Genomic DNA, 13,796 nt, shown 5'->3' with positions numbered 1-13,796 from the left:
GGGCTAGCGCTGGCGGTAGCCGTCCAGGAAGGTGCCGATGCGGGTGATGGCGTCCGTCAGGCCGTCCTTTTCGAGGAGGGTGACGATGCGGAAGTGGTCCGGGCGGGGCCAGTTGAAGCCGGTGCCCTGGACCAGGAGGATGTTCTCCGCGCGGAGGAGGTCGAGGACGAAGCGGGCGTCGTCCTTGATCTTGTGGACCTTGGGGTCCAGGCGGGGGAAGGCGTAGAGGGCGCCCTTGGGCTTGACGCAGGTGACGCCCGGGATCTGGGTGAGCAGGTCGTACGCGGTGTCGCGCTGGACGAGGAGGCGGCCGCCCGGGAGGATCAGGTCTTTGATCGACTGGCGGCCGCCGAGGGCGGTGGCGACGATGTGCTGGGCGGGGACGTTGGCGCACAGGCGCATGTTCGCCAGGATCGTCAGGCCCTCCAGGTAGCTGCGGGCCTCCTGCTTCGGGCCGCAGACGGCCAGCCAGCCGCTGCGGTAGCCGGCCACGCGGTACGCCTTGGAGAGGCCGTTGAAGGTGAGGACCAGCAGGTCCGGGGCGTACGTGGCGGTGGGGGCGTGGGTGGCGTCGTCGTAGAGGATCTTGTCGTAGATCTCGTCGGAGCACAGCACCAGGCCGTGGCGGCGGGCGATGTCCGTCAGGCCGCGCATCAGCTCCGCGTCGTAGACGGCGCCGGTGGGGTTGTTCGGGTTGATGACGACCAGGGCGCGGGTGCGGTCCGTGATGCGGCGCTCGATGTCGTCGAGGTCGGGCATCCAGTCGGCCTGCTCGTCGCAGTGGTAGTGCACCGGGGTGCCGCCGGCCAGGGAGACCGAGGCGGTCCACAGCGGGTAGTCCGGGGCCGGGATCAGGACCTCGTCGCCGTCGTTGAGGAGGGCCTGCATGGACATCTGGATCAGCTCGGAGACGCCGTTGCCGAGGAAGACGTCCTCGACGTCGAGGTCGATGCCCTTGGTCTGGTAGTGCTGCATCACGGCGCGGCGCGCGGGGAGGATGCCCTTGGAGTCGCCGTAGCCGTGGGCGGTGCCGGCCGTGCGGAGGAGGTCCTCCAGGATCTCCGGGGGACACTCGAAGCCGAAGGGGGCCGGGTTGCCGATGTTGAGCTTGAGGATCTGGTGACCTGCCGCCTCGCGCCGCATCGCCTCTTCGAGCACGGGGCCCCGGATGTCGTAGCAGACGTTGGCGAGCTTCGTTGACTGGATCACCTGCATGCGGCCACTGTACGGGCCGGTCCCCGACCCCGCCTCCGGATAACGTGCGAGGCCGGTCACACGGCCGAGGGCCCGCCGGGGGCGGTCCGTAGCTGCGACAATGGCCGCATGGCGGCCCAACCCCCCAGCGGCACACCGACGTTCGCCTCCCTCGGGGCCGGCACGCTCGCCCTGGTCAACGACGAGCCCGTGGCGGCCCCCGGCGACGACATCCTGGGCACGGGACTGGCCGCCGCGCAGCTCGCCCGGCTGCTCCACGCCTCCCGCGCCTCGACGCCGTTCACCCTCGCCGTGGACGCCGGCTGGGGGATGGGCAAGTCCAGCCTGATGCGGCTGGTCGACGCCAGGCTGCAAGCCGAGCCGGACGTGGAGACGGTCTGGTACAACGCCTGGACCTCCACCGGCGCCGACGCCCTCGAAGGGCTGGTGAAGTCGGTGCTCGTCCGCTTCGAGCGGCGCACGCTCAAGCGCGCGCTGGCGCGGATCTCCCGGGCGCGCGCGGTGACGCGCGGCGTACGCGCCGTCACCACCGCGCTCGGCGGGGCGCTCGGCGCGGCCGGGCTGGTCGACGAGCTGTGGACGAGCTGGGACGCGGGACCCGAGGCGCGCAACGGCATGCGCGAGGAGATCGACCGCATGGCCCGCGAGTGGGCCGAGAACCGGCCGCGGCGGCTGCTGGTCGTCTTCATCGACGACCTCGACCGCTGCTCCGAGGAGACGGTCCTCGCCGTCTGCGAGGCCCTGAAGGTCTACCTCGACGTGCCGGGCCTCGTCTTCGTCGTCGGCTGCGACCGCTCCGCCCTCGGCCCCAGCGGGCTGCTGCGCGACCTGTCGCCCGCGGGGTCCGCCTTCATGGAGAAGATCTTCCAGACGAGCTACCGCATCCCCGTGGCGGACAACGACGGCGTCGGCCGCTACGTCGAGTGGTGCGCCCGCAGCGCAGGCATCGAGGGCATGCTCGACGGGGCGCTGAAGAAGCTGCTGGTCGAGCGGTCGGGACGGAACCCGCGGCGGATCAAGCGGCTGGTCAACGGCTTCGTGCTGGAGGCCACGCTCAACCCGGTGTGGTCCGGGTTCCGCCCGGAGGCGGTCATCAGGACGCTGCTGCTGCAGTACTTCTATCCGGAGTTCTACCGGATGATGACGGGCGCGTCCGGTGCCCCGGGCGGTGACGTGGTGCAGGAGTTCATGACCTACCGCCGGGTACGCCGCACGCTGCTGTCGCCGGTGCCGCCGGGGGGCAGGGTGTCGTCGCCGGAGTTCGCGTCGGACGAGGAGGTCGGCGCGTTCTTCGAGGAGTACGAGCTGTCCGCCCCCGAGCCCCGCGGGGAGTCGGAGCACGGGTTGGAGCAGATGGAGCGGCGGCTGCCGGTCGGCTTCCCCGAGCACGCGGACGACCAGGGGTTCACGTCCCTGCTCGGCGAGCTGCTGCGGGTGCCCGACGCGCAGCGGCTGCTGGTGCTGCTGCGCGAGGGTGCGCCGGTGCCGGTGGAGGGCATGGGCCAGGCGCAGCCGCCGGTCGTCGCCGGGCGGGACGCGGCGGTCGACCCCTGGGACACGTCCGCGGGCGGCGCACCGTACGAGACGACCCCCTACGACTACCAGGAGTCGTTCGCGGCACCGCCTTCCCGTCCGGCCCCTCAGCGGGCGCACCCGCAGCCTGGCTACGCGTACCCGCAGGGCCGGCCCCAGCCGGCCTTCGCGAGCCCCCTCCCCCCGAGGGGTGACCTCGACCTCGGCCGCCCGCTGCCGTCCTCGCTCGCGCTGGAGGGCCTGCGGATCCTGTGGGTCGACGACCATCCCGAGAACAACGAGGCCCACGTCCGCCGGCTGCGCAGCCTCGGCGCCAGGATCGCCCTCGCGCACGATCGCGGGGAGGCCGGGCGGGAGCTGGCCGCCCTCCCTTTCGACCTGCTGATCTCCGACATCACCCGCGGCGGCGAACAGTCCGCGGGCCTCGACGACCTGCGGGCCTGGCGCACCTCCGGGACGTACGGCGGCCCGGCGGTGTTCCTGTCCAGCCGGGTCACTCCCGAGCGCGAGGAGGGTGCGCGCGAGCTGAACGCCCGGATCTTCAACAGCGGGGACGCTTTGCTGCGCTACGCCATGGAGCTGGCCGCCTCCCTCAGCGCCCTCCGCGCCCCCGAACCGTCCGCCCCGGCACCGGCTGCCGCCGAACCGTCCGCCCCGGCACCGCGCTCGTCCGACGCCCCTCCCGGATGACGAACTCCCCGCCCACCAGCACGTACGGCACGCCCACGGGACCCCGCCGCGGCTCGTCGTACGTCGCCCCCGCCGCCACCGCCGCCGGGTCGAACAGCACCAGGTCCGCCACGTAGCCCTCCCGCACCAGACCCCGGTCCGGCAGCCGCAGCCGGGCCGCCGGCCGGCCGGTGAGGTGGTGGACGCACTCCTCCAGGGTCAGCACGCCCAGCTCGCGCACGTAGTGCCCGAGGTAGTGCGGGAAGGTGCCGTACGCCCGCGGGTGCGGCTTCGCGCCGTGCAGGATGCCGTCGCTGCCGCCGGTGTGCGCCGGGTGGGCCATGATCGCCCGGACGTTCTCCTCGTGCCCCACGTGCTGCAGGATCGTCGTCGCCAGCCGGTCGTCCAGCAGCAGCCGGCGGGCCGCGGCGAAGTCCGGCAGCCGCCGCCCGACCCAGTGCGCGAGCGCCGGGTCGCCCACCCCCGAGACCTCGATCGTCGACCAGTCCATCGGCACCCCGTGCGACCCGTCGGAGCCCTCCACGTCCAGCGCGTGTCCGATCCGCGCCGCGGTGTCCGCGTCCCGCAGCCGCGCGAGCGCCGCCTCCGGGCCGCCCACCGCCGCCCAGCTCGGCAGCAGCGCGCCCAGCGTGGTGCAGCCGGCCAGGTACGGGTACGTGTCCAGGGTGACGTCCACGCCCTCGGCGAGCGCGCGGTCCAGCAGGGCGGTCAGCTCGGCGGCGCGGCCGGCGTTGACGTCGAAGTTGAGGGTGGCGTGCGCGAGGTGCAGCGCGCAGCCGGCGTCCCGGGCGAGGCCGAGCATCTCGGCGTACGCGCCGAGGGCGCCGGCGCCGTACGAGCGGTGGTGCGGGCAGTAGTAGCCGCCGTACGCCGCGACGACCCGGCACAGCTCCGTCAGCTCGGCGGTCGGCGCGTACATCCCCGGCGTGTACGTCAGCCCCGACGACATCCCCACCGCGCCCTGCTCGAGGCCCTCCGCGACCAGCCGCTTCATGTGCGCCAGCTCGTCGTCCTCCGCCGGCCGGTCCTCCCAGCCCAGCGCCAGCATCCGCACGGTGCCCTGCGGTACGAGGTATGCGGCGTTGACCGCCAGCCCGTCGCCGCCGGGGCCGCGGTCGAGGCGGTCGAGGTACTCGCCGACCGTGCGCCAGTCGAACGCGACCGCGTCGTCGTCCGGCCCGCCGCCGTTCCAGCCGGCGATCTGGCGGCGCAGCTCGCCGAGGGTGCGGTCGTCCACGGGGGCGTACGACAGCCCGTCCTGGCCGATGACCTCCAGCGTCACGCCCTGCGCGGCCTTGGCGGTGTGCGCGGGGTCGCGCAGCAGGGCGAGGTCGGAGTGGGCGTGCATGTCGACGAAGCCGGGGGCGAGGACGAGGCCCCCGGCGTCGAGGACGGTGCGGCCGGTGAGCCGCGGGCCGACGGCCGCGATCCGGCCCTCGGCCAGCCCGACGTCGGCGCGGTGTCCCGGCGCCCCCGAGCCGTCGACGACGAGGGCGCCGCGGATCACCAGCTCCATGCCTGCCGCTCCCGGGTGCCGCTCAGAAGAAGGTCCGTACGTACTCCGTGACGGTACCGTCCTCCTCCACCAGCGGGATGAGCTGCCACTTGTCGAAGATCGTGCACGGGTGCGACATCGCCAGCGCCACCCAGTCCCCGACCTCCAGCTCCACGCCGCCGGGGGCCACGTCCAGCCAGGCGTGCTGGTCCGAGAGCTTGCGTACGGTGATCCCCGTCGCCGCCCGCTCCGCGCCCGCCCCGGTGGCCGGGTCGAACCGGCGCACCGCCGCCGGCACCGGCAGGTCGAGGTCGTACGCGGCGTCCCGCTTCCCGGCGTTGACGAACGCCTGCCCAGGCTCCGGCCGCGAGACCACCTGCGTCCACAGCCGGAACGCGGGCGTCAGCGACCCCTCGCCTGGCACCCGGTTGAACGGCGTCACCCGGGTGTAGTGCCCGTCGTCGTGGCTGATGTACGCGCCCGAGCGCAGCAGCTTGAGCACCGGCCGGGACAGCTCCGGCGCCGCCGCGAAGCCGTCCGCGACCGCGTCGAACCACGCGCTGCCTCCGGCGCTGACCACGATCTCGCCGGTCTCCGCGAAGAGCCCCGCGGCGTCGAACTCCGCCGCGAGACCCAGCAGCCGCGCCATCCAGCCCCGTACCACGGCGGCGTCCGCGCCCGGCGCCTCCGCCTCGTACCCGGCGACCCCGGCCAGCCGCAGCGTCCCCGCCCGCGCCGCCGCCTCGGCGACCGCGCGGCACTCGGCGTCCGTACGCGCCCCGGTGCGCGCGTCAGGACCGCCGCCCAGCTCGACCGTGACCTCCACGGGACGGGTGGCCCCGGCCGCCCGCAGCGCCGCGTCCATCAGCTCGACGCCGCGCACCGAGTCGACGTAGCAGACGAGCCGGAAGTCCGGGTCCGCGGCCAGCTCGGCGGCGAGCCAGCGCAGCGCGGCCGCGTCGACCAGCTCGTTGGCGAGGAAGATCCGCCGGATGCCGAACGCCCGCGCCACCCGTACCTGGTGGGGGACCGCCACCGTGATGCCCCAGGCGCCGTGGTCGAGCTGGCGGGCGAAGAGCTGCGGGGCCATCGTCGTCTTGCCGTGCGGCGCGAACGCCAGCCCGTGGGCGGCGGCGAAGTGGGCGAGCGCGCCGAGGTTGTGCGCCAGCGCGGGCGCGGAGAGCGCGAGCACCGGGGTGGTGAAGCCGCCGGTGAAGAGCGAGCGGCGCTCGGCGGCCAGCTCGCCCACGGTGAGCCCGGCCGCGTCGGGCGGCAGGCCCTTGAAGCGGTGGTCGATACGTTCTTCCGCCAGCTCGGCGAGCGACGCCATGAAGCCCTCCAGCAGGTTGGTTGCGCAACACGCAACGTGCATTGCGTATATCGACACCGCTGTCTAACATCCGGGCGAACGGCTGGTCAACGGCCGGCGGTACGCAGCCGGCGGTCGGAGCCGGCGTACGGAGCCACGCAGCGGGAGGTCGCGATGAGCCAGTCGGTCGGCCGCGCGCTCGCCATCCTGCCCATGCTCGCCGAGGGACCCGCGGGCCTGGAACAGGTCGCCACCCGGCTCGGCGTGCACAAGACCACCGCGATGCGGCTGCTGCGCACCCTCCACGAACACGGCCTGGTCTACCGCCAGGACGACCAGCGCTACCGCCTCGGTGCCCGGCTCTTCGCCCTCGCCCAGGCGGCGGCCGAGAGCCTGGACGTCCGCGAGATCGCCCACCCGCACCTGGTGAAGCTCGGCGAGCTCACCGGGCACACCGTGCACCTCGCGGTCTACGAGGACCGCGAGGTGATGTACATCGACAAGGTCGACAGCCGCTACCCGGTGCGGATGTACTCGCGCATCGGCCGGCCCGTCGCGATCACCGTCGCGGCCGTGGCCAAGCTGCTCCTCGCCGACCTGCCGGAGCCGGAGCGGCGCGCCGTCGCCGAGCGGCTCGAATACCCCATGTACACCCCCCGTTCGACGCCCGACGCGCAGGCCCTGCTCGCCGAGCTGGCCGCGGTGCGCGAGCAGGGGTGGGCCACCGACTTCGGCGGCCACGAGGAGTCCATCAACTGCATCGGCGCCCCCATCCGCGGCGCCGACGGCCGTACCGCCGCCGCCTGCTCCCTGTCGGCGCCGAACGTCGTCGTGACCGCGGACGAGCTGATGACCCTCCTCCCGCAGCTCCGCCGCACGGCGGCAGCGATCAGTGACGACTACTCCGGAAGAGTGCCCGCATGAGCGACAAGGCCCAGAAGACCGACGTCACCCCCGCCACCCACGTCCCGCCGCCGGCGCGTTTCTCCGCGGGCGTGCGCAAGGGCAACATCCTCCAGGTCGCAGGACAGGTCGGCTTCCTGCCGGCCGAGGAGGGCAAGCCGCCGACCCCGGCGGGCCCGGACCTGCGCGCGCAGACCGAGCAGACGCTGTCCAACGTCAAGGCGGTCCTGGAGGAGGGCGGCGCGTCGTGGGAGGACGCGGTGATGATCCGCGTGTACCTCACCGACACCGCCCACTTCGCGGAGTTCAACCAGATCTACGACGCCTACTTCGCGGAGCTGGAGCAGCCGCCGTCGGCGCGTACGACCGTGTACGTCGGGCTGCCCGCCGGGCTGCTCGTGGAGATCGACTGCCTGGCCGTCCTCGGCTGACCCGGCCGTCCCTCCGGCCCCCGGCCCCCGGGACCGGCCCTCAGCGCCCCGCGCCGACGGCCGGTCCGCGGAACGTCCGCCGGTAGGCGTTCGGCGTGGTGTCCAGCCGGCGCAGGAAGTGGTGGCGCAGCGTCGCCGCGTTGCCGAAGCCCGCGCGGGTGGCGATGGCGTCCACCGTGGCGTCGGTCTCCTCCAGCAACTGCTGTGCCAGCAGCAGCCGCTGGCCGAGCAGCCACTGGTACGGCGTCGTGCCCGTCTCCTGCTGGAAGCGGCGGGCGAACGTCCGCGGCGCCAGGTGCGCCCGCGCCGCCAACTGCTCCACCGTGGCGTCCTCGTCCAGGTGCTCCTGCATCCAGGCCAGCACCCGGGCGATGGCGTCGTCGTCGCACGTGCCGCGCACCGGCCGGTCGATGTACTGCGCCTGGCCGCCGTCGCGGTGCGGCGGTACGACCATGCGGCGGGCGATCGCGTTGGCCACCTTGCTGCCCTGCTCCTCGCGGACGAGGGCGAGGCAGGCGTCGATGCCGGAGGCGGTGCCGGCGGAGGTGAGCACCGGGCCGTCGGCGACGTAGAGCACGTCGGGCTCGACGAGCGCGGCCGGGTACTCGCGCTTGAGCATGTCGGTGTAGAGCCAGTGCGTCGTGCAGCGGCGGCCGTCCAGCAGCCCGGCCTGGGCGAGCAGGAACGCGCCGGTGCAGACGCTGAGCACCTTGGTGCCGCGCGCCACCGCCTCGCGCAGCGCGTGCAGCAGCTCGGGCGGGAAGTCGCGGTACGCGAACTTCTGGCCGGCCGGGATGGCGATCAGGTCCGCGTCGGCGAACCGCTCCAGGCCGTGCGGTACGTCGACGGGCAGGCCCGGGTGGACGGTGACGCGGCCCGGGCGCGGGGCGGCGAAGGAGAAGTCGTAGAGCGGCAGGCCCTCCTCGCGGCGGTCCATGCCGAAGACCTCGCAGACGACGCCCAGCTCGAAGGCGTTGACGTCATCGGTCAGCAGACACACGACGTTCGACAGCATGGATCGAGTATGCCATGCCGATGGCAGCAATTCGAAGGTCTATGGCAGGGCTGCCACTGTTTGTGTGTGCAAGGATCCGGGATCGTAGACGACATGAACGCGATCCTCGACTACACCGTCGGCACCCTGGTCCTGCTCCTGATGGCCGCGATCCTCGCGGGTCCGGCCCTGTACTTCGACCGGCGCGAGCGCCTCACCGACCGCCGGCTCAAGGCCGCCGAGCGCGGCGCCGGCGCGGCGCCCGCGAAGGACGTCTCCGTACGGGACGCGCTCGCCCGCTACGGCCGCGCCGCCTGACCGCAAGGCCCGCAAGCCCCGCAAGCCCCGCGGCCCCGCACGGTACGGCGCGCCCCCGGTCCCGGGGGCGCGCCGCCGCCGTCAGCCGGTGCGGTACGCCGCCGGCGTCAGCCGGTGCAGTACTGCGCCTCCTTGCCGATCGAGCGGTACATGCAGTCGGCGTTCTCCAGCAGTTGCAGCACCGCGTCGCGGTTGCGGCTCGTCTCCCGGTCGATGACCTCGTCGGGCGGGTAGAACCCGCCGCCGCCCGCCGAGCGCGGGTACATCTCGAACGTGTAGCTGAAGATCTTCTGCTCGCCCCAGAGGTAGTCGTTGACCGACCCGTCGGTGATGTAGAGGTCGCTCGACTGCTGGGCCGTGTAGCCGTTGCTCGCGGCCATCTTCCCGCCGACCGCGGCGAACGCGTCGCGGTCGTCCTGCGTCAGGCCGGGGCCGGTGTCGTTGTACGTGTACCCGTACGGCCACAGCACCAGCTCGCTGTACGTGTGGAAGTCGATCCCCGCCTTGATCTGCTGCTTGCCACCCACCACCCGGCTGCGCGCGAAGTCGGCGACGACCTTGACCTCCTTGGCCGACTCGCCCGCGCTGCCGCGGTAGGTGTCGGAGGACGGGCTGCCGGAGGAGCCGCCGCAGCAGCCCCAGCGGTAGTTCCAGTTGCGGTTCAGGTCCGTGCCGACCGCGCTGGAGCCGGAGTTGGGCTGGCGGTTCTTGCGCCAGCTCCGGTACGAGCCGGTGGCGATGTCGTACTCGCCGCCGTCCGGGTTCAGATCCGGCACGATCCAGATCTCGCGGCCGTTGACGGCGTTCGTGATCCGCTGGTCGGTGCCGTAGCCGTCGGCGAACTCGCCCAGCAGGTACAGCGCCATCTCGACCGTCAGGTGCTCGCGGGCGTGCTGGTGGTGGGTGAAGAGGACCTCGGGCTCGTTCTCGTCGGTGCGCACGTTGTCGCTGACCTTGACGGCGACGATGTCGCGGCCCTCGTGCGAGGTGCCGATGACCCGCTTGCTGATGAGGTCCGGTTTCGCGGCGATCAGCCGGTCGATCTCCGCGGTCATCTCCGCGTAGTTGTGGTAGCCGGAGTCGGCCGGCGGGAAGTCGAGCGTCGTGGGGGGCTGGTCCGCCAGCCGCGTTGGCGGGGCGGGAAGCTGTTCGAGCCGGTAGCCGAGCGCACGGAGCTGCCGGGCCTGGGCGCCGTCGGCGGAGACGACCACGGAGTGGTCGCGTGCCTCGTCGACGGACACGCCGGTGGCGGCGAGGCGGGTACGGGCCTCGCGGCCGGTCTGGCCCAGGACCTCGTACTGCCGGATCTGCCGGCTCTGCCGGATCTGCCGGCTCTGCTCGCTCCGTTCCGCCTGGGCGGCGCCGGCCTCCGTGGTCCGCGCCGGCCCGGCGCCGGGTTCGGCGCCGGCGGCGCTGAGGGCGCCGGCGGCGGTGAGGGCGAGCACCGCGGTCAGGGTCACCGACCGAATGCGTAGTCGCATGCCTGCTCCTGGATGTGGAGGTGTGGGGTGGTGCATGGCGACGTCGTGTCGTGTGGGGCTGTGGTGCGCGTCAATGGTTCTGAACCTGGCGTGGTCAGGTCAAGAGGCCGCGCCGGCCATCCGCCGCGTACGCCCTCTTGTGCGGCCGTCCGCGGATCCCTTTCAATGCCGGAGATCGCAGGGGGGACGAGCTGCGAAGGAGCCGCTCATGGCTGACCGCACCGAGCCCGCGTCCGCACCACCCGTGATGAGAAAGGCCAAATGGCGCTACGTCGGCCCCGGCATCGTCGTCGCCGCGACCGGCGTCGGCGCCGGCGACCTGGTGGCCACGCTGCTCGCCGGCAGCAAGTTCGGCTACACCCTGCTGTGGGCCGCCGTCATAGGCTGCGTCGTCAAGATCGCCCTCGCCGAGGCCGTGGGCCGCTGGCATCTGGCCACCGGCCGCACCCTGTTCGAGGGCTGGCGCACCCTCGGCACCTGGACCTCCGTCTACTTCGCGATCTACGTCGTCATCTGGGGCTTCGTCTACGGCGCCACCGCCATGTCGTCCTCCGCGCTGCCGCTGGTCGCGCTCTTCCCCGGCGGTCCCGAGCTGAAGGTCTGGGGCATCCTCACGGGCCTGGTCGGCCTGGTCTTCGTCTGGTTCAACCGCTACGCGGTCTTCGAGAAGGTCATGACCGTCCTCGTCGGCGTCATGTTCGTGGTCGTCGTGTACGTGGCCGTCCGCGTCTCCCCGAACATCGGGGACGCCTTCGCGGGGCTGTGGCCCACGCTGCCCGACGACTCGCTGCTCTACACCCTCGGCCTGATCGGCGGCGTCGGCGGCACGATCACCGTGGCCGCGTACGGCTACTGGGTCAACGCCAAGGGCTGGACCGACATCGGCTGGCTGAAGGTGATGCGGCTGGACAACAGGGTCGCGTACCTCACCACCGGCATCTTCGTCGTCGCGATGCTGCTCGTCGGCGCGGAGCTGCTGCACGCCACCCAGCTCACGCTGGAGTCGGGCGACAAGGGGCTGGTCGACCTCGGCGACATCCTGGAGGAGCGCTACGGCGCGGCCACCGCGAAACTCTTCCTCGTCGGCTTCTTCGCCACCTCGTTCACCTCGCTCATCGGCGTCTGGCACGGCGTCAGCCTGCTCTTCGCGGACTTCGTCGAGAACGTGCGCGGCGCGGGCGGCGACGGCGACGGCAGCGCGCGGGAGGTCGCCGCGGGCGGCCGGGAGCGGTCGCTGCCGTTCCGCGTCTACCTGCTGTGGCTGACGTTCCCGCCGATGTCGCTGCTCTGGCTCGACCAGCCGTTCGCCATCGTCATCACGTACGGCGTGCTCGGGGCGTTCTTCATGCCGTTCCTCGCGCTGACGCTGCTGTGGCTGCTCAACACCGAACGCACCCCGCGGCAGTGGCGCAACGGCCTGCTCAGCAACTCGCTGCTGACCGTCTCCGGGCTGCTCTTCCTCGTGCTGTGCGTGCAGCAGATCAGGGACCTGCCCTGGTAGCGGGGCGGATACGGGCCCGCCCGCCCGGGTTGCACGGGCGGGCGGGCCGTGGGCCGCCGGCGCGGCCGGCAGTGCGGGAGGCGGCCGGCCGCGGGCGGCCGGTCAGGGCAGGGCGTGCACGTGCGGCCCCACGGCGCCGGACCAGGAGTTGCCCGCGGTGGCGTCCCAGTTGGTCGACCAGGTCATCGCGCCCCGCAGGTCGGGGTACGTCCGCGGGGGCTTGAACGAGCCGCAGTTCGTGCCCCGGGCGAGGCAGTCGAGCGCGGCGTTGACGACGGACGGCGTGGTGTAGCCGCCGCCCGCGGCGCGGGTGGACGCGGGCAGGCCGAGGCCGACCTGCGAGGGCGCGAGCCCGCCTTCGAGCTGGATGCAGGACAGGGCGGTGAGGAAGTTGACCGTGCCCTGCGCGTACACGCCGCCGTCGCAGCCGAGCATCGTCCCGCTGTTGTAGTACTGGGTGTTGACGACGGTGAGGATGTCCTTGATGTTGAGCGCCGTCTTGAAGTACTCGCTCGCGGTCGACTGCATGTCGAGCGTCTGCGGCGCCATGGTGATGACGAGGTCCGGGCCCGCCTTCTGCGACAGCGAGCGCAGCGCCTGCGTCATGTAGGTGGAGTTGACGCCGTTCTCCAGGTCGATGTCGACCCCGTCGAAGCCGTACTCCAGCATCAGCGCGTGCAGGCTGTTCGCGAAGTTCGTCGCCGCCTGCGGGGAGTTCACCGCGACCGTGCCGAGCTCGCCGCCCACGGAGATGATGACCGACTTGCCGGCCTGCTGCTTGGCGGCGATGTCCTGCTTGAACTCCGCGACCGTGTAGCCGCCGAGGGCGGCCGAGGCGAGGTTGAAGGTCACCGCGCCCGGCGTGGGCGTCGCGTCGGCGAAGGCGACCGCGATGATGTCGAACTGGCTGCTCACGTCGCGGATCTTCTGGACCGTGGCGCCGTTGTTGAAGTTCTGCCAGTAGCCCGTCAGCGCGTGCTTCGGCACGCCGCCGCCACCCCCGCCGTCCGGGGCCGTGGTGCCCGTGACCGCCGCCGACTTCGGGGACTCCCCGGCGGCGTTGGTCGCGGTCACCTGGAACTGGTACGCGGTCGAGGGCGTCAGCCCGGTGACGGTCGCGGAGGCGCCGCTCGTGCCGAGCACCTTCGTGCCGTCGCGGTAGACGTTGTAGCCGGTCGCGCCGGTGACCGGGGACCAGCCCAGCGAGACGGAGCGGGCGGCGGTGCCGGTGACCTGGAGGCCGGTGGGCGCGGCGGGGACGGTGCCGGGGTCGCCGCCGGGCCCGGTGAGGCTGACGTCGTCGGCGTGGTAGGCGGGCTGGCCGTACCAGCCGTGGGTGTAGACGGTCACCGAGGTGGTGCTGGGCCCGGTGGTGAAGCTCGTCTTGAGCTGGGTGTACGTGGACGCGCCCGAGGTCCAGGTCGAGACGTCGGTGGTGCCGGTGCCGCCGGCGCCCAGGTAGACGTACGAGCCCTGCACCCACGCGCTCAGCTCGTACGCGGAGTTGGGCTTGACCGCGACGCTCTGTGAGCAGCGGGCGTTGTCCTGCCCCGCCGGGGTGGCGCGCAGCGCCGCCGTGCCGGCGTGCACCGGGCTGGCGACGGTGGTGCCGGCGGCGCCGGAGCAGGTCCAGCCGCTGAGGCCGGACTCGAAGCCGGGGTTCTGGACGAGGTTGGGCTCCGCGGCCGTGGCGAGCGGGGCGCCGAGGAGCGTGGCGAGGAGCCCGCCGGCCGCGGCGACGGCGAGCCGGCGGAACGAGCCCCTGGCGGTGCGGACGGTTCGGGGCGTGCGGGGTGTGCGGAGTGTGCGGGGTCTGTGTGCTCGGAACACGGGGGCCTCCGTAACGGGGGAGCGCGTGAGGAGCTGGACCGTGCGGGGTAGTGGGTGGGCCGGGGACGTACGGGTCAGGGGTGGTGCGGGTCGGTG

The 13,796-nt window shown here is 73.0% G+C and carries 11 protein-coding genes; 5 read left to right on the top strand and 6 right to left on the bottom strand.

Translation table 11 applies throughout. The annotated features are described in order from the left end of the window. Positions 1 to 3 precede the first annotated feature (3 nt). A complete protein-coding gene (locus tag ACFYVJ_RS00780; protein WP_388885062.1) occupies positions 4 to 1,215 on the bottom strand; it encodes a pyridoxal phosphate-dependent aminotransferase in 1,212 nt (403 codons plus the stop codon). A 108-nt stretch (positions 1,216 to 1,323) separates the two neighbouring features. Here ACFYVJ_RS00780 and ACFYVJ_RS00775 point away from each other — a divergent pair, with 108 nt between their 5' ends. Next, positions 1,324 to 3,438: a P-loop NTPase fold protein gene (locus ACFYVJ_RS00775; protein ID WP_388885060.1), complete on the top strand. Its 2,115-nt coding sequence runs from the start codon at positions 1,324 to 1,326 to the stop codon at positions 3,436 to 3,438. Here ACFYVJ_RS00775 and ACFYVJ_RS00770 read toward each other — a convergent pair. Both ACFYVJ_RS00770 and ACFYVJ_RS00765 read right to left on the bottom strand, forming a co-directional pair. Continuing rightward, positions 3,341 to 4,954, bottom strand: a complete 1,614-nt coding sequence (locus ACFYVJ_RS00770; RefSeq protein WP_388885058.1) for an amidohydrolase family protein — start codon at positions 4,952 to 4,954, stop codon at positions 3,341 to 3,343. The genes ACFYVJ_RS00775 and ACFYVJ_RS00770 overlap by 98 nt on opposite strands. Before the next feature lie 22 nt (positions 4,955 to 4,976). Next, positions 4,977 to 6,305: an alanine racemase gene (locus ACFYVJ_RS00765; RefSeq protein ID WP_388885056.1), complete on the bottom strand. Its 1,329-nt coding sequence runs from the start codon at positions 6,303 to 6,305 to the stop codon at positions 4,977 to 4,979. Between the two features lie 111 nt (positions 6,306 to 6,416). Between ACFYVJ_RS00765 and ACFYVJ_RS00760 the strand changes: the two genes are divergently transcribed. Continuing rightward, positions 6,417 to 7,166, top strand: coding sequence for an IclR family transcriptional regulator (locus ACFYVJ_RS00760; RefSeq protein WP_388885054.1), 750 nt, complete (start codon positions 6,417 to 6,419; stop codon positions 7,164 to 7,166). Further along, entirely contained in the window at positions 7,163 to 7,576 is a 414-nt protein-coding gene (locus ACFYVJ_RS00755; protein ID WP_388885052.1) for a RidA family protein, read from the top strand. Before ACFYVJ_RS00760 ends, ACFYVJ_RS00755 begins: the two co-directional genes overlap by 4 nt. A 40-nt stretch (positions 7,577 to 7,616) precedes the next feature. Here the strand turns inward: ACFYVJ_RS00755 and ACFYVJ_RS00750 are convergent, their stop codons facing one another. Next, complete coding sequence (locus ACFYVJ_RS00750; protein ID WP_388885050.1) at positions 7,617 to 8,591, bottom strand: GlxA family transcriptional regulator; 975 nt, start codon at positions 8,589 to 8,591, stop codon at positions 7,617 to 7,619. Between the two features lie 93 nt (positions 8,592 to 8,684). On the opposite strand from ACFYVJ_RS00750, the gene ACFYVJ_RS00745 reads away from it, so the two are divergent. Further along, positions 8,685 to 8,888, top strand: coding sequence for a hypothetical protein (locus ACFYVJ_RS00745; RefSeq protein ID WP_388885048.1), 204 nt, complete (start codon positions 8,685 to 8,687; stop codon positions 8,886 to 8,888). 107 nt (positions 8,889 to 8,995) lie between these two features. Here ACFYVJ_RS00745 and ACFYVJ_RS00740 read toward each other — a convergent pair whose 3' ends face one another. Then, entirely contained in the window at positions 8,996 to 10,369 is a 1,374-nt protein-coding gene (locus ACFYVJ_RS00740; RefSeq protein WP_388885046.1) for a M14 family metallopeptidase, read from the bottom strand. A gap of 208 nt (positions 10,370 to 10,577) precedes the next feature. Between ACFYVJ_RS00740 and ACFYVJ_RS00735 the strand changes: the two genes are divergently transcribed. Continuing rightward, complete coding sequence (locus ACFYVJ_RS00735) at positions 10,578 to 11,870, top strand: Nramp family divalent metal transporter (RefSeq protein ID WP_388885044.1); 1,293 nt, start codon at positions 10,578 to 10,580, stop codon at positions 11,868 to 11,870. A 102-nt stretch (positions 11,871 to 11,972) separates the two neighbouring features. Here ACFYVJ_RS00735 and ACFYVJ_RS00730 read toward each other — a convergent pair whose 3' ends face one another. After that, the gene (locus tag ACFYVJ_RS00730) at positions 11,973 to 13,700 is read right to left on the bottom strand and encodes a chitinase (protein WP_388885042.1); all 1,728 of its coding nucleotides are present in this window, start codon (positions 13,698 to 13,700) and stop codon (positions 11,973 to 11,975) included. Between the last annotated feature and the right edge of the window lie 96 nt (positions 13,701 to 13,796).

The sequence above is a fragment of the Streptomyces sp. NPDC004134 genome (genome assembly GCF_042874195.1).
Lineage (GTDB): Bacteria > Actinomycetota > Actinomycetes > Streptomycetales > Streptomycetaceae > Streptomyces.
This window is presented reverse-complemented; position numbering and strand designations above follow the sequence as displayed.